Below are 23,634 nucleotides of genomic sequence, written 5' to 3'. Positions count from 1 at the left end.
CGCGCGGTCGGCCGCGCCTGCGGGGCGATCGCGCGGGTCAGTCGGCCGGGGGCGGCAGCGCGGCATCGGTCGCCGACCCGCCGCCGGGCTCCGGCGCGGAGGCCACCTCGCGCGCGGTGTCGGCCGGGTCGTGCTGGGCGCGGCTCAGCAGGATGAACGGCACGGCGAACGTCTGGATGACGCCGCTCCAGAGCATCGAGAATCCGTAGCCGCCGAGGTCCGCAGAGCGCCCGAGGATCGGCTGGATCGCGGCCCCGCCGGCGCTGCCGAGCAGCGAGTCGAACGAGAGCACCGTCGCCCGCTGCTTCGACGGGATCATGTCGTTCAGGTACGCGCGGTGCACGGGGTCGTCGATCGACGACGAGATGCCCCAGAGGGCGATGAGCGCCACCGCCACCCAGAAGTTCGCCGAGACGGCGAGCGCGATGAGCACCGCCGCACTCGTGAGCGTCGACAGCAGGATCACCGAGGTGCGCTTGCGGAAGCGACGCCGGACGACCGGGGCGAGCAGCCCGCCGACGATGCCGGCCCCCGAGAGGAGCGCGGCGGCGAGTCCCGCGATCGAGTACGCCCCCTCGTCGCCCCACAGCTCGAGCAGGTACGGCTGGAGCGCGTAGAACGCGTAGAAGCCGACGCCGGTCGTGAAGGGCGTCGTGAGCATGAGCCAGCGCACCGGGCGGTTGCCGAGGCCGTACCGCACCGACGCCCGGAAAACGGTGCGCGTCGCCGTCAGCGGTCCGACGCCGCGTTCGGGGGTGAAGCCCAGGTCGCGCATGAGCAGGGCCGCGACGACGAACATGATCACGAGGATCCCCGCCCTGAGCAGGAACGGCACGCCGAGATTCGTGAGCTGCGCGACGACGCCACCGAGCACCGACCCACCCAGCATGGCCACGTTGCCGACGATGACCGCCCGGCCGAACACGGCCTCGAGGCTCCCCCGGTACCCCGTCGCATGCAGGGCGTCGACGAGCCAGGCGTCGACCGCGCCCGAGAAGAACGTGAAGCCGAGCCCGAGCAGGATCGACACCACGGCCCAGGCCCAGAACGGCGACTCCCACACCCAGAGCAGCCAGTACAGCGCGGTCGTCGCGGCGAGCGTGAGGGTGCCGAGCAGGTAGGAGGCACGACGACCCAGGGTGTCGGCGACCACTCCCGTCGGGATCTCGAACAGGAACATGCCGAGGCTGAAGAACGCGTTGGCGGCGAAGGCCTCGAGGTTGGTGAGCCCCGCGTCGAGCAGGAAGAGGGTGTTGATGCCCCAGATGAACGACGCGGCGAGGGTGTTGCCGAGCGTCAGCGTGTAGTAGGTGCCCTGGACTCGCCGGGCGGCCCGCCCCGGGGCATCCGCCGTGCCGGGGGCGGTCATGTGCGGCTGCTCGACGCGACGCGACCCATCACGGTCCATCTTGGCGCGCTTCAGGGGACGACGGAAGAGCCCGGTGCAGCGGCCGGGCGCCGGATCAGGCGGGTTCCGGCCGGTACGCCAGCACCGCGCCGGCGACCGCGAGGCGCACCGCGGTGCCGCGCGGGACGAGGCCGGACGCCGTCACCCGCGCCCTCAGGCGCATGCCGTCGGCCAGCGACACCGCGAGCATCGCGTCGTGCCCGGTGTACTCCACGTCGGTCACGATGCCCTCGAGGGCCGCGCATGCCGCGCGGGCGGCCGCGCCGTCCGGCGCCGCTTCGGCGGCCGCACCGGAACCGGCGGGCCTGACGCGGAGTTCCTCCGGGCGGATCAGGACCGTGACGTCGTCGCCGTCGGCGGGCGCGAGGCCCGCGGCATCCGTCACCGGGACCGCACGCAGCCGGCCGATCGACGTCGCGACCTCGTCGCCGTGCAGCACGCCGGGGAGGAAGACCGCGTCGCCGACGAACCCGGCCACCCACGGGGTCGCGGGGACCTGGTACACCTCCTCGGGCGTGCCGAGCTGCAGCACCTCGCCGCCGCGTAGCACCGCGACGTGGTCGGCGATCGAGAGTGCCTCGGCCTGGTCGTGGGTGACGAGGATGCCGGTGACGCCCTCGGCGCGCAGCAGCTCGCGCACCGACGCGCGCAGGTCGGCGCGCAGCATGGGGTCGAGGGCTCCGAACGGCTCGTCGAGCAGGACGAGCTCCGGCCCGGCCGCGAGCGCACGGGCGAGCGCGACGCGCTGCGCCTGCCCGCCCGAGAGCTGTCCGGGCGCCCGGTTCGCGAGGGGGCCGAGGTCGACGAGGTCGAGCAGGCGGCGCACCTCGTCGGACTTCGCCGCGCGCCGGGCGGCGCGCGAGGACCCGCGGCCGGCGAGCATCCCGAAGGCGACGTTCTCTGCGACCGTGAGGTGCGGGAACAGTGCGGCGTCCTGGGGCACCCAGCCGATGCGGCGCTTCTCGGGGGCGAGGTGGATGCCGTGCGTCGTGACCATGCGGTGGCCGATCCGGATCTCGCCCGACTGCGCGCGGAGCAGGCCCGCGATGGTGCGCAGCAGGGTCGTCTTGCCGCAGCCGCTGGGACCGACGATGGCGAGCAGCTCGCCGTGCGGCACCTCCACGTCCACCGCGTGCAGCACCGGACCGCCCTCGTATCCGACGGTCAGGTCGCGGACCTCCAGCCGGCTCATGCGATGACCTCCCTGTTCGCCTCGCGCCCGGCGCGCGTGTCGGGGGCGATCGCCTCCCGGGTGGCCTCCCGCCCGGCGCGCGCGTCGGAGAGGAGGAACGCGGGGACCGCGGCGACGAGCAGCAGTGCGACCGCGTACGGCGCGGCGGCGCCGTAGGCGGAGACATCCGTTCGCTGCCACAGCTCGACGGCGAGCGTGTCGGTGCCCGTCGGGCGCAGCATGAGGGTGGCCGGGAGCTCCTTCATCGCGCTCACCGCGGCGAGCATCGCGGCGGCGAAGATGCCCGGCCGCGCGAGGCGCGCCGTGACGGTGAGCCAGGTGCGGGCGCGCGAGTTGCCGAGCGTGCGCGAGACGTCCTCGAGCGAGGTCGGCACCTGCCCGGTCGCGGCGCGGATCGAGCCGATCGCCTTGGGCATGAACAGCACGCCGTACCCGAAGGCCAGCACGAGCGCCGTCTGGTACAGCGCGGGCACGACGCTCAGCGAGAAGAAGACGAGCGAGAGCCCGACGACGATGCCGGGCAGCCCGAGCGCGAGGTAGCCGGTCGACTCGACCGCCCGCACGATCCGGCCGCGATGCCGTGCGGCCAGGACGCCGATCGGGAGCGCGAGCGCCACCGCCACCACGGCGCCGCCGGCCGACAGCAGCACCGTGTTGCCGATCGCGCTCGCGAGGTTCGCCGGGTCGAACTCGCGCAGGGTCTCGGCCGTGAGCACGCGCGACACGAGCACGGCGACGGGAACCACGACGGCCACCGCGGGCACGAGGGCGAGCAGGGCCGTCCCGGGCACCGCCCAGCGGCCGAGCGGCGTCATCCGTCGCCGGCCGGCCGTCGGCGCGGCCTGGATGCGGCGGGCGGCCCGGCCGCGCGCGAACTGCTCGCCGACCACCACGAGCAGGGCGAGCGTCACCAGCAGGACCGCGAGCACGGCGGCCTCGTCGCGGCTGAAGCTCGCCGAGTACGCCTGCTGGATGGCGGTCGTGAGGACGGGGAACCGGAACAGCGCCACGCCGCCGAAGTCGCTCAGCGTGTAGAGCGCGACGAGCAGCCCGCCCGCGAGGACCGCGGGGCGGATCTGCGGCCACGTGCCGAGCATGAACGAGCCGAGCGGACCGCGCCCGAGCGTGCGGGCGACGTCGTCGAGCCCCGTCCCGCCGATGCGCAGCGCGGCGGCGACCGGCAGTGTCACGTAGGGCACCGAGACGAAGCTCAGCACGAGCCAGGCCGCCCAGAACCCCTTCATCGACGGCTGCCACGCGAGCCACCCGTACGCGGCCAGGTACGACGGCATCGCGAGCGGCAGCGCGGCGAGCACGGCCCACAGACCCCGCCAGCGGAGGCGGGTGCGGGCGAGCAGGAACGCGCTGGGCACCCCGAGCGCGACGGCGGTCGCCGTGACGGAGGTCGCGAGCAGCACGGAGTTGCCCACGAGCATCGGGATGCGGGGACGCTCGAACACCGCCGCGAGCTCGGCCGGGTCGGCCGAGACCACGCGCACGACGAGGTGCACGACCGGGATCGCGGCGAGCGCGACGGCGACGAGGGATGCCGCGATGAGCCCCCACGGGCGGCGGGGGCTCGGTGTCGCGACCTGGGCAGTCATCTCGTGCTCAAGCGTAGGCCGGGGGACGCGTGCGCCGGCTGGGAGGGCCCGACCGCGGCATCCGCCCCGCCCATGCCTAGATCAGGCCGTTGTCGGCGAGGAGTCGCTGGGACTCCTCGACGGAGTCGAGGTCGGAGAGGTCGAGGCCCGGGTTCACGAGGGTCTCGATCGCCGGCAGGCCCTCGGGCGCGTCGACGCCGGGCAGGAGGGGGTACTCGAAGGTCTCCTCGACGAAGTACCGCTGGGCCTCCTCGGAGACGAGGAACTCGACGAACGCCCTCGCGTCGGGGTCGTCGGCCGCGCCCTCCAGGATCGCCGCGCCCGTGACGTTCACGATGCCGCCCGGGTCGCCGGGCAGGAACTTGAGCTGCGCGCGCATCTCGTCGGCGCCGACCTCGGCGGCCTGGCGGAACCAGTAGTAGTGGTTGATGAGGCCCAGCTGCACCTGCCCGTTGTTCACGAGGTCGAGCGAGGCGAGGTTGTTCTCGGTGAGCTCGGGGTCGTTCGCGGCGATCCCCTCGACCCACTCGGCCGCGGCGTCCTCGCCCTCGAGCACGCGCAGCGCGGTGATGAACGACTGGAAGCTCGCGTTGCCGGGGGCGAAGGCCACCTGGCCGGCCCACTCCTCGCCGGTCAGCGCGTCGACGGTGTCGGGCACGTCGTCCTCGGCGAGCTGCTCGCCGTCGTAGGCGATGACGCGGGCACGGCCGGTCACGCCGATCCACGAGCCGTCCTGCGAGGTGAAGCCCTCGGGGATCAGGTCGGCGAGCTCGGCGGGGATCTCGGCGGCGAGGCCGGCGTCGGTCAGCGCGCCGAGGGCGCCGGCGTCCTGCGAGAGGAACACCTGCGCGGGCGTCTGCTCGCCCTCCTCGAGGAGCAGGGCGGTGAGTTCGGGCGTCGCGGCGTAGCGCGCCTCCACGTCGATGCCGGACTCCTCCTCGAACCGTTCGATGAGCGGGCCGACGAGCTCCTCGTCGCGGCCGACGTAGACCGTGAGCGCGCCCTCCTCGTCGGCGGGGTCGGTCGCGCAGCCGGCGAGGGCGAGCGCGGCGGCGAGTCCGGTCGTGGCGAGGGCGATTCCGCGGTGGGCGCGCATGGGCGTGCAGACTCCATCGGTCGGTGGAAGGTGAGGACCCGTCGCGATGCGGGGTCGTTACTTAGCTTAGCCTCACGCGCCGCCGGAGTCAACCCGTTGCGGTAACGGTTCAGCTGTCGTTCACGTGCGGCGGCGTCCGCCGACCGGAGGCGCGCGGGGGCCGCGCCCGCCCGCCTGCGGCCCGGGCGCCCGGGCGCATCTGGGAGAATCGACCGGTGACCCACGAGTTCGAGCCCCTGCACGACCGCGCCGTCCGCGGCTTCGCCTCCGACAACTACTCCGGCGTGCACCCCGAGGTGCTCGGCGCGATCGCTGCCGCGAACGGCGGGCATCAGGTCGCCTACGGCGACGACGAGTACACCGCCCACCTGCACGCGGTCTTCGCGCGGCACTTCGGCGACCCGGTCGAGGTGTACCCCGTCTTCAACGGCACCGGAGCGAACGTCACGGCCCTGCAGTCCATGCTCCCCCGCTGGGGCGCGGTCATCTCGGCGTCCACCGCCCACATCAACGTCGACGAGGGCGGCGCACCCGAGCGGGTCGGCGGCATCAAGCTGCTGACGGTCCCGACGGAGGACGGCAAGCTCACGCCCGAGCTCGTCGACCGCGAGGCGTGGGGCTGGGGCGACGAGCACCGCGCGCAACCGCTCGTCGTGTCGATCACGCAGACCACCGAACTCGGCACGGCGTACTCCGTCGACGAGATCCGCGCCCTCGCCGACCACGCTCACGAGCGCGGCATGAAGCTGCACATGGACGGCGCCCGCATCTCGAATGCGGCCGCGTCGCTCGGCGTGCCGCTCCGCGCCTTCACGCGCGACGCGGGCGTCGACGTGCTGAGCTTCGGCGGCACCAAGAACGGGGCGCTGCTCGGCGAGGCCGTCGTGGTGCTCCAGCCGGCGGCATCCGAGGGCCTGAAGTACCTGCGCAAGCTCAACATGCAGCTGTCGTCGAAGATGCGCTTCGTGTCGGCGCAGCTCATCGCGCTGCTCGACGGCGACCTCTACCTGCGGAACGCCGCGCACTCGAACGCCATGGCCCGCCGCCTCCGCGATGCGCTCGACGCGGGCATCGCCGCGGGCGAGCTCCCCGGTCTCTCCTTCACGCAGCCGACCCAGTCGAACGGCGTCTTCGCCGTCCTGCCCCAGGGCGTCGCCGACCGCCTGCGCGACCGCGGCTTCAAGTTCTACGACTGGGATGCCGCGCGCGGCGAGGTGCGCTGGATGTGCTCGTTCGACACGACCGAGGACGACATCGACGCGTTCGTCGCGGGGATCCGCGAGGAGCTGGCGACCGCCTGACGCGGGGCCGGACGACCCGCCCGGAACGCCTCGGGACCATCGAGACCTCGTGGTCCCGAGGCGTTCGTCGGCGGGCTCGGTCATCTCACGACGAACGCCGCCAGCTCCGTGAAGACCGCGACGCCGACCGCATCGGTGCCGCCGAGCACGACGATCCGCTTCGGGTCGAGCCGGTCGAGCTCGGCGCGGATCTCGGAGGGGATCGACGTGTCCTTCACGGAGAGGACCGGCGCACCCGACGAGCCCGCGAGTGCTGCTCCCGCGACGGCGGAGGCGTCGTCCGAGGCGTTCGCCACGAACACGACCTCGGCCCCCGACGACCATCCGCTCTCCGCGACGGCCGCCGACATCCCGAAGCGGCGGTCGCCCGACACACGGGTCACCGAACCGTCGGTGAAGGCGTCGAGTCGGGTCATCACCGAGTCGCCGATCGCGTCGGTGCCGCCGAGCACGACGATGCGCTCCGGCTCAAGTCGTTCGAGCTCCGCGGCGATCTCCTCGGGCACGGAGGACTCCCGGACCGCGAGCAGGGGCCCATCAGCCGTGGCCGCCAGGGCAGCGCCGGGGTGGGCGGACGCCTCGTCGGCGGCGTCGACCACGAAGGCCACCTCGACGCCCGCGGGCCATCCCGCGGCCGAGATCGCCGCGGACATCCCGAAGGGGCCCTCGCCGGCCACTCGATCGACGGAACCATCCGTGTACTCGCCCAACTCGTCCGCGACCGCGTCGCCGACCGAGCGCGCGTCGCCGAGCACCACGATCCGAGCGGGGGCCAACCTCTCGAGCTCCGCCTGCACGTCGGCGGGGATCGACGCGGCCCTCACCGGCAGCAGCGGCCCACCCGACGCTCCGGCCAGCGCCGCGCCGGCGATCGCGGAGGTCTGGTCCGTTCCGTTCACCACGAACGCGACCTCGACCCCGGGCTCCCAGCCGGCCGCCGAGACCGCCACCGCCCTTCCGGAGCGGCCCTCGCCCGACACCCGGGTGACGGGATCGGCGACCGGCGCCGGTTCGGTCACGTTCACCGGATCGCTCGACCTGACCGTGGTGGCGTAGCCGTCCTTCGCTCCCGTGACCTCGACCGTGACCACCGCGTCCGCGTCGGCCGCAGTGAGGTCGTACGTCGGTGCCGTGGCGCCGACCACGGGGACTCCGTCGCGGAGCCACTGGATCGACAGTTCGACGGGCCGCGGCTCCCACGCCCCGGCCGCGACCGCGAGGGTGGACCCGACGACCGGGTCGCCCGAGATCGCCGGGACCGGCGCGGATGAGAACTCGAGGAGCGGCTCGCAGGAACCCGGGTCGGCGTACCGATGCGTCCACTGCGACTCGCCCGTGGTGCCCCATCCGTCCTCGAAGTGGGCCGTGACGGTGTACGTCTGACCGACGACCATGCCCCCCGGCTCGCCGTCGTGCGATTCGCCGCCGCCGCCGTATCCGCCGCCACCCGGATACCAGCTCCAGCTGCCGTGATCGAAGTCCTCGAGGAGCAGGTCGGCGGGCGCATCGCACGTCGCATCGGTGAAGACCGGGCTCGGGACCGTGACGGTCTCGAACACCGCGTCGGTCTCGACCGTGAAGTCGAGCGCGGTGAATCCGGGCGCGTACGGGATCGGGTCGTCGAGGCCCGCCGGCCGCTTCGATGAGACCGAGCCGTCGCGAGCAAGGCCGATCGAGCGGTCGCCGCCGGGCATCGAGTACGCGACCCCCGCGAGTTCGGCGACGCCCGGTGCCCAGGACGCGCCCTCGAACTGCTCCGCGGCCACGCCCGTGGTCGCCGGCTCGCCGCTCCAGGTCACCTGCTGCTCGCGGCCGAGGCCGTCGAAGTACCGGAACGCCATCCACTGGACAGGGGCGTCGGTCTCCCAGGCGATCGCGGGAGCCTCGCCGTCGCGAAGCACCGGCCCCGACACGAGGCCTGCGGACACCACCGACGGCACCGCGGTCAGGTCGACGTCCGATTCGACGACGAACTCGAGCGCGGAGAGCTCGGCCATCGGGAGCGGCACCGTCTGGAGGCCGGACGGGTACCGGTGTTCCACTTCACCCGCAGCATCGAACGAGATCGAGGAGTTCCCCCAGGAGTACTCGATGCCATCGAAGACGATCGCTCCTCCGGACCAGGCGTTCGCGTCGATCTGCGCGCGCGCGATGCCTTCGCTCGCCGGGCCGGTGCCCTCCTGCCACATCGACCAGTAGACGTAGTGGCGCACGCCGAGCGAATCGCGGAAGCGCAGGTGAAGCGAATCCACCGGCCGGTCGAACGCCCATGCGACCTGGAGTTCCTCCCCGTCGGTCAGGACGTCGGGTGAGGCGCGGGTCACGCTCGACAGCGCGGGCGGGAGCGACAGGTCGACGTCCGACTCCACCTGGAACGCCGGCACGGAGATCGCCTCGGCCGCGGACGGGATCTCGGAGACTCCCTCGGACGCCCACGCGACATCGCCGTTCGCGTCGAGCGTGACCGACCTGGACCCCCAGGAGTACGTGATGTGATCGAGGACGACCTCGCCGCTCGGCCATCCGCTCGTGTCCACGACGGTGCGGGCGTCGCCTGCCTGAGCCGGGCCGAAGGTCCAGCCCCAGAGGCGGTGCTGCCCGCCGAGCGAGTCGCGCAGGACGACGTGGACATCGTCGACGGGCGCGTCGAATGCCCACTCGACGACGATCTCGTCGCCTTCCCGCACGATGTCGGCGGAGGTCCGGGTGAGCGACGTCAGGAGCGGGACCGCCGTCGGGTCGAACTCGGAGTCGACGATGAATCGCAGGGAATCGCTCACACCCGGCGGCAGCGTCGCGTCCGCGATCCCCTGGGGCTGCTTCGACCACACCGTCCCCGTGGCATCCAGCGACATCGAGCCGCCGTTCCAGGCGTAGTCGAGCCCGTCGAAGACGACCTCGCCCCCGCTCCAGAGGGGGGTGTCGATCGCCACGGCCGCCGTTCCAGCGGTCGACGGACCGGTTCCCGAGAGCCATGAGCGCCACTCGGCCCGATGGGTCCGTCCGAGGGAGTCGCGCACTTGGAAGGCGACCGAGTCGACGGCCCGATCGAACTCCCACTCGATCACGAGCTGCTCACCGTCGACGACGACATCGCCGGACGTGCGAGTGACCCTCTGCAGGGCGGGCGGCGTCGAGAGGTCGACATCGGACTGGACGTCGAAGCCGACCGTCCCGATCGCGGCGCCGGCCGGCGGGATCGTCTCGAGCCCGTCGCTGGCCCACCGGACCTCGCCGTCGGCGTCCAGCTCGACCCAGTGGGAGGTCTCGCCCGAGGTCCACGAGTAGCTCAGCCCGTCGAAGGCCGCCGCGCCACCCGGCCACACCGTGGTGTCGACGATGCCACGGGTCTCACCCGACGTCGCGGCTTCCCAACCGCCGTAGAGGTACTGCTGCCCGCCCAGGCCGTCGCGCAGGATCACGCTCACCGAGTCGACCGGGGCGTCGAACTCCCACGCGATCACCACCTCATCGCCGTGCTGGACGATGTCGGCGGAGGTCCGGTCGAGCGAGACCAGGTTGGGGGCGATCTCGGCTGCACCGGCCGCGATGGGCTGCGAGATGGTCAGGATCGTGAGCAGGGCGAGGAGCAGGGCGACGAGCGACCGCGGCCGCCGCCCGGGGGTGTTCGGGTTCAAGGAGGGAGGGTTCCTGTCTGTGAAGGGCTCTCGAAGCATAGGGGCGGCACGGATGGCCGGGCATGACCCCCGTTCGAGGCACAGCACCGCCTCTGATGCCGGAGTACCCGGGCGACGGAGTTGCACGCCTCGGAATACCGCCCAGGTCCATGCGTTGCAATGGAACGGGCCGACGGCGTCCCTCTGACGAATCAACCGGAAAGAGACGCCATGACGCTCATCGAGACCGCTCACCGACACGCCGACACCGACGCGCCGCTCATCGCTCCGCTCGTGGAGCGCTGGAGCCCTCGCGCCTACGACCCTGCGGCCGAGCTCACCGAGCTCGACGTGCGCACCCTCCTCGAGGCCGCGCGCTGGGCTCCCTCGGCGAACAACAGCCAGCCGTGGCGCTTCATCGTCGCCCGGCGCGGGTCCACCGAGTTCGCCCTGGTGCACGACGCGCTCGCCGGATTCAACCGGGCGTGGGCCGACTCGGCCGCCGCCCTCATCGTGAACATCGCCGAGGTCGCCGACGAGGCCGGCCGTCCTCGACGCTGGGCCACGTACGACCTCGGCCAGGCCGTGGCGCACCTGACGGTGCAGGCCCAGCACGACGGCCTGCACACGCACCAGATGGGCGGGTTCGACTCAGCGCGCCTGGCCGAGGCCTTCGATCTCCGCGACGGCCTCGAGGTCGTCTCGATCACCGCCGTCGGCAAGGTCGGCGACGCCTCGACCCTTCCCGAACCGCTTCGCGAGCGCGAGATCGCCCCGCGCAGCCGGAAGCCGCTCGACGAGATCGTCATCGCCGCGGCCTGAGTCAGCTCCGCGCGGACCCCGCGGCGAGGGGAAGGCGCGAGACGCCGGCACGGGAGACGACGGCGCGCACGGCCCACGCCACGAGCCCCGCGAGCGCGCCGACGGCGAGCCCGACCAGCAGGCTGCTGAAGGATGCGGCGATGCGCATGCCGACCTCGGCGATCCCCTGGGGCACCTCCGCGAGGTTGCCGCCGAGGCGCGGGGCGTCCCCGGCGAACACGACGCCCCACATCAGGTTGTGGATGGCCGCGAGGCCGATGCCGTACCCCGCCCCCGCCGCGAGCAGCGAGCGGAACGGCCGCGTCGACCACACCACGGCGACGCCGATCCACACCAGCGGGGGCACGATCGCGAGCAGCGCGGCGGCGACGCCCTGCGGCGGCACGAGGCCGAGGTCGTGCACGACGACGCGCGGCAGCGCGATGGCGACGAGGCCGAGCACCACGAGGACGGGGAGGCCGAGCACGGGGGCTCGGCGGGCGGATCGGTCGGGAGCATGACGGAGTTCACTCATGTCCTCGACGCTACGGAGCGGCGCAGCGGCGTCCCATCCCGCCGGCCCCCCGATCGGCCGGCGGGGATCCCCCGCCATCGGCCGCGGGATCCCCGGTGGGGCGCGCAGGGCTAGGGGCGCAGGAGCACCTTGGTCGCGCGGCGCTCGTCCATCGCGGCGTACGCCTCAGCGGCATCCGTCAGCGGCAGGTCGAGGTCGAAGACGAGGCCGGGGCGGATGGCGCCGGAGCGCACGTCCGGCAGCAGCTCGGCGATGTACCCGCGCACCGGGGCGACGCCGCCGTTCACGCCCACATTGCGGTTGAACATCTGCCGGATCGGCAGCTCGGGCCCGCCGTTCGGGACGCCCACGTAGCCGACCATGCCGCCGGGTCGCGCCGAGCGGAGCGCCTGGTCCATGGACTCCTTCGTGCCGACGCACTCGAGCACGCGGTCGGCGCCGATGCCGCCCGTCAGCTCCTGCACGGCGGCCACGCCCTCGTCACCGCGCTCCTCCACGACATGCGTCGCACCGAACTCCCGCGCGAGCGCCTGCCGGTCGGCGTGCCGCGACATCGCGATGATCGTCGTCGCACCGAGGCGCTTCGCGGCGATGATCGCGCACAGCCCCACGGCGCCGTCGCCGACGACCGCGACCGAGTCGCCCGGGCCGACGCCCGCCGAGACCGCGGCGTGGTGGCCGGTGCCCATGACGTCGGACAGCGTCAGCAGCCCGGGGACCTCGTCGTCGCCGACCGGGCCGGGCACGACGAAGAGGGTGCCGTCCGCGAGGGGCACGCGCACGCGCTCACCCTGGCCGCCGTCGGCCCTGCCGCCCACCTTGTCGTCGCCGCCCCACCAGCTGCCCTGCAGGCACGAGGTGCTGACGCCGTTGCGGCAGTTGGCGCACGTGCCATCGCAGACGTAGAACGGGGCGATCACGAAGTCGCCCTCCTTCACCTGCGCCACCTCGGCGCCCACCGACTCGACGACGCCGACGAACTCGTGCCCGATGCGGTGCGGTTCGTGCGTCGGCGTGACGCCGCGGTACGGCCACAGGTCGGAGCCGCACACGCACGCGGCGACCACGCGCACGACGGCGTCCCCGCCCGTCGAGAGCACGGGGTCCGGCACCTCCTCGACGCGGATGTCACGGGCAGCGTGGATGACGGTGGCGAGCATGCTGCGAGCCTACGCGGACCGCGCGCGGCGCCGGCGCGGCGGCGCGGACGACATCCGCTGCGCGGGGACCGATGGCGTGCGGCCGCCCGTGTCGGTCGGCTCGGGCAGAATGCTTCGAGTGACCGGAATGACGGCCTTCTGGCGCGCCCTGCCGACCGAGGGGCGCTGGCTGCTGTCGACGGTCGCCGTCTCGACGCTGGGGCGCGGACTCACACTGCCGTTCACGATCATCTACCTGCACGAGGTGCGCGGCTTCGACCTCGCGCTCTCCGGCGCGCTGATGAGCCTCATCGCGATCACGGGGCTCCTCGTGACGGGTCCCGGCGGAACGCTCATCGACCGGTACGGCGCCCGCCCGGTGCTGCTCGTCGGACTCGCGTCGATGATCGTGGGGTGCACGCTGCTCGCGTTCGCGACGCACCCGGCGGTCGCGGCCGTCGCGCTCGTGCTCATCGGCGTGAACTTCGGCGTCTCCTGGCCGGGCTTCAACGCGCTCATCGCGACCGTCGTCGACGGCGAACTGCGCCAGCAGTACTTCGGCGTGAACTTCGCGCTCGTGAACCTCGGCATCGGCGTCGGCGGCATCGTGGGCGGCTTCTTCGTCGACGTCGACGAGCCCGCGACGTTCACCGCGATCTTCCTGATCGACGCGGCGAGCGCGCTCGTCCCCGTCGCGCTGCTGCTCGGACCGCTCCGCCGGGTCCGCACGCAGGCCGCGCCGGGCGAGCACCCCGACGACTCCGCCGGCGCGGCGAGCTACCGCGCCATCCTCCGCCGCCCCGCGATCCTGTGGCTCACGCTGCTCACCTTCATCGCGATGTTCATCGGGTACGGGCAGTTGGAGGCGGGCTTCCCGGCATTCGCGCGTCAGGTCTCGGAGGTCTCGACGCGCGTCATCGGCTTCTCCTTCGCCGTCAACACCGCCGTCATCGTGCTGCTGCAGTTCGCCGTGCTGAAGCTCATCGCCGGCCACCGGCGGACGCGCGTCATGCAGGTGATGGCGCTGGTGTGGGCCGCCTCGTGGCTGGTGCTCGGCGCCACGGGGCTCCTGCCCGACACGCTCGCCGCTGCGATCGGCGTGCTCGCGTTCATGGGCGTCTTCGCCTTCGGCGAGACGATGCTGCAGCCGACGGTGCCGGCGATGTACAACGACCTCGCCACCGACCGCAACCGCGGGCGGGTCAACGCGATCAACTCGGCGGCCTTCCAGGGCGGAGCGATCACCGGTCCGATCGTCGCCGGCCTCCTGCTCGGCGAGGGGCTCGACGCCTGGTACGTCGCGACCATGGTCGCCGGCTGCGCGGTCATCGCACTGCTCGCGATGGCACTCGAACGCCGCGTGCCCGCCCCGGCGAACGGCGTGACCGACGGCCCCGACACGGCCGACGGCGAGGTCGGCGGAGCGAGGGAACCCTCGTCGGAGTCCCGCTGACGCGCGGGCCGCGCATGCCACAGGGTCCGGCCCCGCGGCATCCTTCGTCGCCTACTCCTCGACGATCTCGGCGTCGATCACGTCGTGGTCGCCCCCGATCGGCGCGTCGCCCGCGGCCTCGGCCCGTGCGACCGTGAGGTGCTCGCCGCTCGGGTCGAGGCCGACCACGACCGTGTCGCCGTCGCGGATGTCGCCTGCGAGCAGCGCCCGCGCGAGCCGGTCGGCCACCTCGGTCTGGATCAGGCGGCGCAGCGGCCGCGCGCCGTACAGCGGGTCGTAGCCGCGCTCGGAGAGCCACGTTCGCGCGTCGGGCGTGACGCCGACCTCGAGCCGGCGCTCGTGCAGCCGGGCGGTGAGACGGTCGATCTGGAGGTTCACGATCTCGCCGAGCTCCTCCTCGGTGAGGGTCGAGAACACCACGAGGTCGTCCAGGCGGTTCACGAACTCGGGCTTGAACGCCTGGCGCACCGCGGCCATGACCGCGGCCTCCTTCTCCTCCCACGAGAGGGTCGGCTCGATGAGGAACTGCGAGCCGAGGTTCGACGTGAGCACGAGGATCACGTTGCGGAAGTCGACCGTGCGACCCTGGCCGTCGGTGAGCCGGCCGTCGTCGAGGACCTGCAGCAGCACGTCGAACACCTCGGGGTGCGCCTTCTCGACCTCGTCGAGCAGGATGACCGAGTAGGGCCGCCGCCGGACGGCCTCGGTGAGCTGGCCGCCCTGCTCGTAGCCGATGTACCCGGGAGGCGCGCCCACCAGCCGGGAGACCGAGTGCTTCTCGCCGTACTCCGACATGTCGATCCGGACCATGGCGTGCGCATCGTCGAACAGCACCTCGGCGAGCGCCTTCGCGAGCTCGGTCTTCCCGACGCCCGTCGGACCGAGGAAGAGGAACGAGCCGGTCGGCCGGTCGGGATCGGAGACGCCCGCACGCGCGCGGCGCACCGCGTCGGCGACGGCTCCGACGGCGCGCTTCTGGCCGATCACGCGACGCCCGAGCTCCTGCTCGAGGTGGAGCAGCTTCTCGGTCTCGCCCTGCATCAGCCGGCCGACCGGGATGCCGGTCCACTGGGCGATGACGGCGGCGATGTCCTCCTCGGTGACCTGCTCGTTGACCATGCGTGGCTCGTCGGGGGCCTGCTCGGCGCGCTCGGCCTCCTCGAGGTCGCGCTGCAGCCGGGCGATCGTCTCGTACTCGAGCCGCGACGCGGTCGCGTAGTCGGCCTCGCGCATCGCGCGGTCGCGCTGGGTGATCGCCTCGTCGAGCTCCTTCTTCAGCTCGCCGACGCGGTTCAGCGACATCCGCTCGCGCGCCCAGCGCTCCTCGAGCTGCACGAGCTCGCGCTCCAGCCCGACCAGCGTCTCCTGCAGGGCGGCGAGGCGCTCCTTGGAGGCGTCGTCCTTCTCCTTCTTGAGGGCGAGCTCCTCGAGCTTCATGCGGTCGACCTGGCGCTTGAGCTGGTCGATCTCCACGGGGCTCGAGTCGATCTCCATCTTGAGGCGCGACATGGCCTCGTCGACGAGGTCGATCGCCTTGTCGGGCAGCTGGCGCGCGGAGATGTAGCGGTTCGACATGGATGCCGCGGCGACGAGCGCGGCGTCGGTGATCGTCACCCCGTGGTGGGCCTCGTACCGGCCCTTGAGTCCGCGGAGGATCGCGATGGTGTCCTCCACGCTCGGCTCGCCGACGAACACCTGCTGGAAGCGGCGCTCGAGCGCGGCATCCTTCTCGATGTACTCGCGGTACTCGTCGAGCGTGGTCGCGCCGATGAGCCGCAGCTCGCCGCGGGCGAGCATGGGCTTGAGCATGTTGGATGCCGCGACGGAGCCCTCGCCACCGCCCGCGCCCATGAGCAGGTGCAGCTCGTCGACGAAGGTGATGATCCGCCCCTCGGCGTCGTTGATCTCCTTGAGCACGGCCTTGAGGCGTTCCTCGAACTGCCCGCGGTACATGGCGCCGGCGACGAGTGCCGAGATGTCGAGGGCGACGAGCTGCTTGTCCTTCAGCGAGTCGGCGACGTCGCCGGCCACGATGCGCTGCGCGAGCCCCTCGACGACGGCGGTCTTGCCGACGCCCGGCTCGCCGATGAGCACGGGGTTGTTCTTGGTGCGCCGGGTCAGCACCTGGCTGACGCGGCGGATCTCGGCGTCGCGCCCGATCACCGGGTCGAGCTTGCCCTGGCGCGCGATCTCGGTGAGGTTGACGCCGTACTGTTCGAGCGCCGACTTCTGCTCCTCCTGCGAGCTCGGCGCGCCCTGCATGTTGGCCACGAAGACACCTTTCGACGAACTTGAGTCTACTACGCTCAACTCTCGCCGTGCGAGGGGTATTCCAGTGGTCGGCCGCGAGCGGCTCAGCCGGACTCGCCGGGTTCGGCGTCCATCTCCAAGGTGGGATCGGCGTCATCGGCCCGCGCCCGGTCGGCCTCGACCTCGCCCGCACCCGCGCGGGACCCGCCGGCATCCCCCGTCGCGTCGATCGGTCCGCCGGCCACGAGGCCGCGGTGGTCGTCGTCGCGGCCGTCGTACGTGGCCTCCGTCGCATCGTCGGCGGATGCCGGCTGGCCGACGCTCCTCGCCTCGGCATCGTCCCGGTACCGTTCGTCGCTCTCGCCCATCGTGCCCATGCCCGCTCCTCCGCTTCCGCGATGCGGCCAGCGTAGGCTCGCCGGGGCCCGGTCGTCCCGGGCTTGCGTCTCCCGCCCGATCGCGGTAGCCGCCGCGCGCCGTGCGTCCTCCGGCAGCGGTGCCCGAAGCGGCGGGCGGTGCGGGAAGCGGCGGGCGGTGCCGGCGGCGGGGGTTTCGGAAGCGTCCGGCCCAGCGCGGGAATCACCCGGCCCGCCGAGGCGTTGGCGTCCCACAGGACCGAAGCGAGGAGGAACGGATGCCGCTGCAGGGCGAGTACGCACCGAGCACGTCGAAGTGGGCGCGCGACCAGGCCGAGACCTACGAGGCGACGGGCGGGCAGGAGGCCAACCTGCTGCGCGGGCGCCCCGTGATCGTGCTGACCACCGTCGGCGCGAAGAGCGGCAAGCTGCGCAAGACCGCGCTCATGCGCGTCGAGCACGACGGCGAGTACGCGGTGGTCGCCTCGCAGGGCGGAGACCCCGAGCATCCCGCCTGGTACTTCAACATGAAGCGCGAGCCCCACGTCGAGCTGCAGGACGGCCCCGTCAAGCGCGACTACCTCGCGCGCGAGGTCACCGGCGACGAGAAGGCCGCGTGGTGGGCGCGCGCGACCGAGGTCTGGCCCGACTACGACCGCTACCAGGCGAGGACCGATCGTGAGATCCCGCTCTTCGTGCTCACGCCGTTCGACCCGGGGGCCGAGGCGTAGCGCCGCTTCCGGCGCCGCTCAGAGCCAGCGCATCGTGAACGCGCGCGCGAGCACCGAGCGCGCCGGCGGCAGCCCGAGCAGCCGCACCGACGCGTTCCGCACGCGCAGGCGCACCCCCGAGACGGGCGCGCCCATGCGCATGTTGAACGCCGCCTGCCGCATGGCCCGGGTGGCCGCGGCGCGCCGTGCGCGCTCGTAGGCGGTGAACACGTCGAGCGGAGCACCGGCGGCGAGCGCCGCGTCGAGCTCGTGGTCGAGCTGCTGCGCACCGATCCACCCGAGGTTCATGCCCTGCCCGCCGATGGGGCTGACCTCGTGGGCGGCGTCGCCGACGAGGGCCACCCGCCCGGCGGCGATCGGCTGCGCGAGGTGCTGCCGCGCGTCGAACGCGGTCGGCTCGCCGGCGGCATCCGTGTCGAACCCCCGGCCGGTGCGCGCCTCGACGATCGCCGCGACGGCCGACGCGTCGAGCACCGACGGGCGGCGCCGCACGCGCGCGACGTAGCGACGGATGCCGCCCGGCATCGGGAAGGACTCGACCACGCCGCTCGGCTCGAAGTGCAGCAACGCGGTCTCCCGCGCGCCCGTGTCGTCGCGCGTGTCGCACATGACGTAGGTCGCGCCGCGCCCGCGCGGTCGCCAGCGTGCGTCGATGATCGAGCGGATGCCGCTGCGCACCCCGTCGGCGCCCACCACGTACCGCGCCGGCACGGCGACCTCGACACCGCCCTCCCTGCCGGCCACGACGACGTGCGTGCCGCGGTCGCGGAGCCCGATCGCCTCGACCCCGCGCCACAGCCGCACGCCCGGCAGTTCGGCGAGGCGCGCCTCGAGCAGGGCCTCGACCTCGCGCTGCGGCAGCGAGCGCACGAGTGCGGACCGCGGGAACCGCAGGGAACCCAGCGTGCGGCCCTCGCACGTGACGCGCCCCTCGCGGATCACGACCGCGCGCTCCCGCACCGCATCGCCGATGCCCGCGTGGTCGAGCACCTTGAGTCCGGGCGGGTGCACGCCGATGGCGCGCGAGGTCGACCCGGGCGGCGGCGGCGCCGCGCGACGCTCGAGCACGACGACGTCGCGGCCCCGGCGGCCGAGCAGGCACGCGAGCAGGAGCCCGACCGCGCCGCCGCCGACGATGACGACGTCGTGGATGCGGGTGTCGGGGCGCTCGGCCTCGGCCGGATCAGTCATCGGCGATCTCGCTGCCCCATACGAGCTCGAGGCGGGCGGGGAACCCGCGCTTGACGCGCCAGCCCTTCGGGAGCACGCGGGCCAGTTCGGCCGCCGTGTGGCTCCGTCGCACGGAGGTGAGCCCGTCGGGCCGGATGAACGACCCGCGGAACACGGTCCGCGCGAACGGCAGGGTCGCCGCCCAGAACGCCAGGTAGGCGCCGCGGCTGCGTTCGATGTCGCCGTGCACGGCGATGCCGCCTCGGGCCACGAGCCGCTCGGTGTCGGCGAGCAGCGCGCCGAGCTCGGCGGGCGTGAGGTGGTGCAGCACGTGGTTCGACCAGACGACGTCGAACGTCTCGCCCTCGGCGACGAGGTCGGCGGTGGTCGCCGTGCGAACCTGCAGTCGGGGTTCCGCGTGACGCGCCGCGTACCGCACGGCTCGCTCGTCGGGATCGATCGCGAGCACCTCGAGCCGGAGCCCGTCGCGTTCCGCGTGCCGCAGGATCTGCAGCGGCAGGTCGCCGCCGCCGGCGCCCACGTCGAGCAGTCGCGACGTGCGCGTCGGCGAGAGATGCGGCCGCACCCACTCCTCGTACACGGCCGCGGGACGCGACACGATGCGGTTCACGATCCCGAACCGGCGGTAGGTGCGGTCGAGCGCGACCGGGTCGGCCGCGGGGTCGTCCATGAGCTCGATCGCGTGCTCGTCGCGCCGGTGCATCCCGCCCAGGGCGCGCAGCAGGCCGGGCTCGCTGGCGGCGGGACGCGGCATCCGTCAGCCCTGCACCGTCAACAGCGCGGACTCGACGGTGAGCCCGGGCCCGAATGCCATCGCGGCGACCCGGTCGCCGTCGACCGACGAGGCCTGGTCGAGGATGTTCCGCAGCACGAAGAGGACCGTCACGCTCGACATGTTCCCGAAGTCGCGCAGCGTCGACCGCGCGGGCACGAGCTGCTCCTCGGCGAGCGCGAGGCGCGACTCGACCTTGTCGAGGATGCTGCGGCCGCCCGGATGGATCGCCCAGTGGGCGACGTGCTCGCCCGCGGCATCCGTCGCCAGCGCCCGGGCGAGGTCGTCGTCCGGAGCGAACAGCGGCTCGAGCGCACCCGTGATGTGGTCGTCGATGATCGAGGGCACCGCGTTCGAGAGCACCATCTCGAAGCCGTGGTCGCCGATCTTCCATGCCATGTCGCCCTCGCCGACGGGCGTGATGCGCGTCTCGAAGCGATCGAGCGAGAGCGCCCGCTCGCCCGCGTCCAGCGGACGCGCGGTCACGATGCCGGCCCCGGCGCCGTCGGCGAACAGCGACGACGCGACGATCGTGTCGGGGTCGTTCGACGAGCGCAGGTGCAGCGTGCAGAGCTCGACGCTCACGACCAGCACGACCGCGTCGGGGTCGGCCTCGCAGAACTGCTTCGCGGTGCGGAGCGCGGGGATCGACGCGTAGCACCCCATGAAGCCGAGGTGGTAGCGCTGCACCGCGGCTCCGAGGCCGAGCTCGCGCACGATCATGAAGTCGGGTCCCGGCGCGTAGAAGCCCGTGCACGAGACGGTCACGACATGCGTGACGTCGGATGCCTCGACGCCGGGCGTCGCCGCGATGGCCGCCCGTGCCGCCTCGACGTAGAGCTTCGTCGCCTCGATCGCGTAGATGTCGTTGCGGGTCCTGGTGCCCGGCATGAGCAGCTCGCCGGTGGTGCGGTCGAAGAAGAGCGGCTCGCCCTCGACGTCCTCGAAGGTCAGCTCGTCGAGCACGGTGTACCGCCGCTCGATGCCCGACACGTCGAACGAGGTCGTGATGATGCGCTGCGCGAGGCGGTTGAGGCCGGGCTGGGCGGCGAACACGTCCCGAACGGCGGCCTGCGGCAGCTCCGTGCGCGGCACCACGGTCGAGAGTCCGCGGAGGGTCACGCCCGCGCTCACGCCGTCGTCCCCGGGTCGGTACCTGGCTGCGGCATGGGTGCCCCCTCTCCCGATTGCAGACTAACGAGCGGGCCGCGCGCGGGTCTAGGGATCGCGGCCGGGAGTGTGCTGGGTGCGCTCGGGGCCGTGGGGCACGCCGGGCGCCTCCCACGGCGTGACGGGGTCGGGGCGCGCGTCGCCCGAGAGCCAGCGCAGCCAGCGGGCGCCCGGGTCGCGGTCGAGCAGGAGGTCGCGGACGAGCAGCGTCAGGGGGATCGACAGGATGGCGCCCAGCGGGCCGATCACGAAGGTCCAGAACACGACCGAGAAGAAGCTCAGGGTGAGCGAGAGATCCACCATGTCGCTCACGAACTTGGGCTGCACCAGGACCTGCAGGACGACGTTCACGACGGCGTAGACCGCGATCACCGCGAGCATGAGCGGCAGCCCGCCGACGACGAACGCGAGGACGGCGGGCGGCACCAGGCCGAGCACGAACCCGATGTTCGGGATGAAGTTGGTGACGAAGGCGAGGATCGCCCAGACGACCGGCGCGGGCACCCCGAGCGCCCACAGCGCGAGCCCGTCGACGACCGCCACGACCGCGCCGAACGAGGCGTTCACGACGTAGTACCGGCGCACCGAGGAGTTGTAGTCGCGGATGCGCGCCACCGTGGGGCGGATGCCCGGCCCGAACGCGCGCTCGGCGCGCCCGTACCGGGCGGCGTCCGCCGCCATGAAGATGATGTACGCGAGCACGAAGAACGCGGCGGTCAGGAATCCGATGAGCCAGCCGCTGACCCCCTGCGCCACGTCGAGCAGCACCGAGGGGTCGAGGGCGGATGCCGCGGCATCCGCCGCCTGCCCGCCGAGCCCGATCGACACCAGCCAGTCGCCGAACGAGACGGCCGCCGCTTCGAGCTCGTCGAGCACGTCGGTCACGAGCGCGCCGAACTCGAAGCCCGCGAAGACGAGCAGGGCCGCAAGCAGCGCCAGGATCAGGTACGCGACCCCGACGACCACCGTCGTCGCGAGCCAGCGCGGCCAGCCTCGGCGCTCGAGGGGATGCCGGATCGGGTGGACGATGATCACGAGCACCGCGGCGAGCGCGAGCGGCGCCGCGATCTCGCGCGCGAACCAGAGCGCGCCCAGGGCGGCGATGACCGCGATGACGGTGACCATGCTGCGAATGCTCGGCGCCGGTTCCGCGCGAGCGCCCCTGGCGTCCACGGCACCACCCTAGGACGGGGCCGGAGACCCGCGTGCCGAAAGTCCCGGAGGGTCGCGGGCCGGTGGGTAGTGTGACGCTCGAGGGAGCAGGTCCTCAGTCCCTCACGACCGAGAGAAAGGCGCACGTCCGTGGACTTCTGGGACAACTTCTGGAACTTCGTGTGGATCTTCTTCTGGAGCTTCGCATTCATCGCCTACCTGTTCGCCCTCTTCGCGATCATCGGCGACCTGTTCCGCGACCACGAGCTCAGCGGGTGGCTCAAGGCGGTCTGGATCATCTTCCTGGTGTTCCTGCCGTTCCTGACGGCGCTCGTCTACCTCATCGCCCGCGGCGACGGCATGGCGCGTCGCTCCGCGAAGCAGGCCTCGGAGATGCAGGCGGCGACCGACCAGTACATCCGGCAGACCGCGGGCGCCCACAGCCCCGCCGACGAGATCGCCAAGGCCAAGGCGCTCCTCGACGCCGGGACCATCACCCCGCAGGAGTACGAGGCACTGAAGACCAGGGCACTCGCCCACTCCTGACACACCGTTCCGGTTGCCGGGCGGGACGCGACGCGCCCGCCCGGTGGTCGAGCCGACGCGAAGCGCCCGTGTCGAGAGCCGCTCGGTTCTCGGCACGGGCGTTCGCTCGTCGCCCGCCGGTGCGTCAGGCGGTGACCGCGACCACCCGCTTCGGCGCGACCGATCCCGTGTTGCGGAGGAACAGGATGATCCAGCTGAAGATCAGTACGCCCGCGACGAGCTCGACCGCGGTGAGGTTGTAGTAGCCGGTCGCGAAGAAGACCCCGAGCAGCACGATCACCCCGACGTAGACCCAGCCCAGCACCACGAACACGCGCGGCATCGAGGGCAGGAACCGGGGCAGGCCGATGACCAGGACCGCGTAGACCACGGCCATGCCGGTCGCGACGGTGTTGTGCACGAGGAAGAACCGGTCGACCGGGAACACGCCCACGAGCGCCAGCAGGATGCCGATGAGCACGAGCCCCCATCGCACGAGGTCCCGGCCGCGCCGCTCGCGGTCCGTGCCGGCGGGCAACCCGCTCGTGGCGTAGCGCGCGACGATCGTGACGATCGCGCCCGCGATGATGAGCGTCAGGTTGAACGCGAGCGACGAGAGGTCGTCGGTCATCCCGAGCGCGCTGAGGTTCTTCTGCCACCAGAGCGGATCGCTCGCGCTCAGCATGGCGGTGATGACCCCGACCACGAGGAACACGGCGAGCACGATCGACAGCAGCATGGGCGTCATCCGCACCGACGACAGGAAGCACACGTAGGCGGTCACCGCGAGCGCGACGCCGAACAGCAGCGCCGCGGGGATGGTGAACACCTCGGCGCCCTGGAAGCTCTGCTCGAGCACGTCGGCGAGGCCGGTCCAGCCGAGCAGGGCGATCACCGCGTGGGCGAACGCGAGCGCCGCCACGTCGAACCAGTGCAGTCGCGGTCCCGGCTGGTCGGGAGCGCCGGGTGAACCGGTCGCGGCCCGCACGCCGCCCGTGTCGACCTCGGCGGCGGACGGCGCGCCGAACCGGCGACGCAGCACGAGCCGGCCGGCGACGAAGGCGAGCGCGGCGGCGATCGCGGCGCCGAGCGCGACCGCCATGCCGAGCGAGCCCCGGCCCGCGATCGGCAGCGCCTGCCCCCAGAACAGCAGCAGCCCGAGCGGCGCCGCGAGCACGAACACCGCGGAGCCGACGATGAGCGCCGATGATTCGACCGACTCCGTCGTGCGCGTGGGCTCCCTCAGGATGCCGAGGATGGACGCCGGCTGGGACATGTGGGCCTCCGCTCAGCGGCCGCGCCCCGCCGTTCCCCGGCGCGTGTACGCGGCTCGCGGGACCA

At 72.9% G+C, this 23,634-nt stretch carries 19 protein-coding genes; 5 read left to right on the top strand and 14 right to left on the bottom strand.

What is annotated here, in order from left to right; translation table 11 throughout:
* Positions 1 to 37 precede the first annotated feature (37 nt).
* The 4 genes from WBQ80_RS08005 to WBQ80_RS07990 form a co-directional block, all read right to left on the bottom strand.
* Positions 38 to 1,369, bottom strand: a complete 1,332-nt coding sequence (locus WBQ80_RS08005) for an MFS transporter (protein ID WP_336571429.1) — start codon at positions 1,367 to 1,369, stop codon at positions 38 to 40.
* 94 nt (positions 1,370 to 1,463) lie between these two features.
* Positions 1,464 to 2,600: an ABC transporter ATP-binding protein gene (locus WBQ80_RS08000; protein ID WP_336571430.1), complete on the bottom strand. Its 1,137-nt coding sequence runs from the start codon at positions 2,598 to 2,600 to the stop codon at positions 1,464 to 1,466.
* Positions 2,597 to 4,204 carry an ABC transporter permease gene (locus WBQ80_RS07995; protein WP_336571431.1) on the bottom strand — a complete coding sequence of 536 codons (1,608 nt, stop codon included), beginning with the start codon at positions 4,202 to 4,204 and terminating at the stop codon, positions 2,597 to 2,599. The genes WBQ80_RS08000 and WBQ80_RS07995 overlap by 4 nt, the downstream gene beginning before the upstream one ends.
* Before the next feature lie 76 nt (positions 4,205 to 4,280).
* The gene (locus tag WBQ80_RS07990; protein ID WP_336571432.1) at positions 4,281 to 5,300 is read right to left on the bottom strand and encodes an iron ABC transporter substrate-binding protein; all 1,020 of its coding nucleotides are present in this window, start codon (positions 5,298 to 5,300) and stop codon (positions 4,281 to 4,283) included.
* A 215-nt stretch (positions 5,301 to 5,515) separates the two neighbouring features.
* On the opposite strand from WBQ80_RS07990, the gene WBQ80_RS07985 reads away from it, so the two are divergent.
* Positions 5,516 to 6,601: a threonine aldolase family protein gene (locus tag WBQ80_RS07985; RefSeq protein WP_336571433.1), complete on the top strand. Its 1,086-nt coding sequence runs from the start codon at positions 5,516 to 5,518 to the stop codon at positions 6,599 to 6,601.
* An 80-nt stretch (positions 6,602 to 6,681) separates the two neighbouring features.
* Here WBQ80_RS07985 and WBQ80_RS07980 read toward each other — a convergent pair whose 3' ends face one another.
* On the bottom strand, positions 6,682 to 10,239 hold the full coding sequence (locus WBQ80_RS07980) for a cell wall-binding repeat-containing protein (protein ID WP_336571434.1): 3,558 nt from the start codon (positions 10,237 to 10,239) through the stop codon (positions 6,682 to 6,684).
* Positions 10,240 to 10,449: 210 nt separating this feature from the next.
* Here WBQ80_RS07980 and WBQ80_RS07975 point away from each other — a divergent pair, with 210 nt between their 5' ends.
* Complete coding sequence (locus tag WBQ80_RS07975) at positions 10,450 to 11,040, top strand: nitroreductase family protein (RefSeq protein WP_336571435.1); 591 nt, start codon at positions 10,450 to 10,452, stop codon at positions 11,038 to 11,040.
* 1 nt (position 11,041) lies between these two features.
* On the opposite strand, the gene WBQ80_RS07970 is transcribed toward WBQ80_RS07975, so the two are convergent.
* Positions 11,042 to 11,554 (bottom strand): hypothetical protein, encoded by a 513-nt coding sequence (locus tag WBQ80_RS07970; RefSeq protein WP_336571436.1) that lies wholly within the window; start codon positions 11,552 to 11,554, stop codon positions 11,042 to 11,044.
* A gap of 110 nt (positions 11,555 to 11,664) precedes the next feature.
* Entirely contained in the window at positions 11,665 to 12,714 is a 1,050-nt protein-coding gene (locus WBQ80_RS07965) for a zinc-dependent alcohol dehydrogenase family protein (protein ID WP_336571437.1), read from the bottom strand.
* A 127-nt stretch (positions 12,715 to 12,841) separates the two neighbouring features.
* On the opposite strand from WBQ80_RS07965, the gene WBQ80_RS07960 reads away from it, so the two are divergent.
* The gene (locus WBQ80_RS07960) at positions 12,842 to 14,146 is read left to right on the top strand and encodes an MFS transporter (protein WP_336571487.1); all 1,305 of its coding nucleotides are present in this window, start codon (positions 12,842 to 12,844) and stop codon (positions 14,144 to 14,146) included.
* A gap of 51 nt (positions 14,147 to 14,197) precedes the next feature.
* Here the strand turns inward: WBQ80_RS07960 and WBQ80_RS07955 are convergent, their stop codons facing one another.
* Together WBQ80_RS07955 and WBQ80_RS07950 are read right to left on the bottom strand one after the other, a co-directional pair.
* Positions 14,198 to 16,408 (bottom strand): ATP-dependent Clp protease ATP-binding subunit, encoded by a 2,211-nt coding sequence (locus WBQ80_RS07955; RefSeq protein ID WP_336571488.1) that lies wholly within the window; start codon positions 16,406 to 16,408, stop codon positions 14,198 to 14,200.
* Between the two features lie 92 nt (positions 16,409 to 16,500).
* On the bottom strand, positions 16,501 to 16,773 hold the full coding sequence (locus WBQ80_RS07950; RefSeq protein ID WP_336571438.1) for a hypothetical protein: 273 nt from the start codon (positions 16,771 to 16,773) through the stop codon (positions 16,501 to 16,503).
* A gap of 257 nt (positions 16,774 to 17,030) precedes the next feature.
* On the opposite strand from WBQ80_RS07950, the gene WBQ80_RS07945 reads away from it, so the two are divergent.
* Complete coding sequence (locus tag WBQ80_RS07945; protein ID WP_336571439.1) at positions 17,031 to 17,483, top strand: nitroreductase family deazaflavin-dependent oxidoreductase; 453 nt, start codon at positions 17,031 to 17,033, stop codon at positions 17,481 to 17,483.
* Positions 17,484 to 17,501: 18 nt separating this feature from the next.
* Here WBQ80_RS07945 and WBQ80_RS07940 read toward each other — a convergent pair whose 3' ends face one another.
* The 4 genes from WBQ80_RS07940 to WBQ80_RS07925 form a co-directional block, all read right to left on the bottom strand.
* On the bottom strand, positions 17,502 to 18,674 hold the full coding sequence (locus WBQ80_RS07940) for an FAD-dependent oxidoreductase (RefSeq protein ID WP_336571440.1): 1,173 nt from the start codon (positions 18,672 to 18,674) through the stop codon (positions 17,502 to 17,504).
* Positions 18,667 to 19,428, bottom strand: coding sequence for a methyltransferase domain-containing protein (locus WBQ80_RS07935; RefSeq protein ID WP_336571441.1), 762 nt, complete (start codon positions 19,426 to 19,428; stop codon positions 18,667 to 18,669). The genes WBQ80_RS07940 and WBQ80_RS07935 overlap by 8 nt, the downstream gene beginning before the upstream one ends.
* A 3-nt stretch (positions 19,429 to 19,431) precedes the next feature.
* Entirely contained in the window at positions 19,432 to 20,580 is a 1,149-nt protein-coding gene (locus tag WBQ80_RS07930) for a type III polyketide synthase (RefSeq protein WP_336571442.1), read from the bottom strand.
* Between the two features lie 84 nt (positions 20,581 to 20,664).
* Positions 20,665 to 21,741, bottom strand: coding sequence for an AI-2E family transporter (locus WBQ80_RS07925; protein ID WP_336571443.1), 1,077 nt, complete (start codon positions 21,739 to 21,741; stop codon positions 20,665 to 20,667).
* A gap of 177 nt (positions 21,742 to 21,918) precedes the next feature.
* Here WBQ80_RS07925 and WBQ80_RS07920 point away from each other — a divergent pair, with 177 nt between their 5' ends.
* Positions 21,919 to 22,314: an SHOCT domain-containing protein gene (locus tag WBQ80_RS07920; protein ID WP_336571444.1), complete on the top strand. Its 396-nt coding sequence runs from the start codon at positions 21,919 to 21,921 to the stop codon at positions 22,312 to 22,314.
* Between the two features lie 124 nt (positions 22,315 to 22,438).
* Here WBQ80_RS07920 and WBQ80_RS07915 read toward each other — a convergent pair whose 3' ends face one another.
* The gene (locus WBQ80_RS07915; protein ID WP_336571445.1) at positions 22,439 to 23,569 is read right to left on the bottom strand and encodes a hypothetical protein; all 1,131 of its coding nucleotides are present in this window, start codon (positions 23,567 to 23,569) and stop codon (positions 22,439 to 22,441) included.
* Positions 23,570 to 23,634: the final 65 nt, after the last annotated feature.

The sequence above is a fragment of the Agromyces sp. CCNWLW213 genome (assembly GCF_037199545.1).
GTDB lineage: Bacteria > Actinomycetota > Actinomycetes > Actinomycetales > Microbacteriaceae > Agromyces.
Note: the sequence above shows the minus strand (reverse complement) of the source record. Positions and strands in the feature narration are given on the sequence as shown.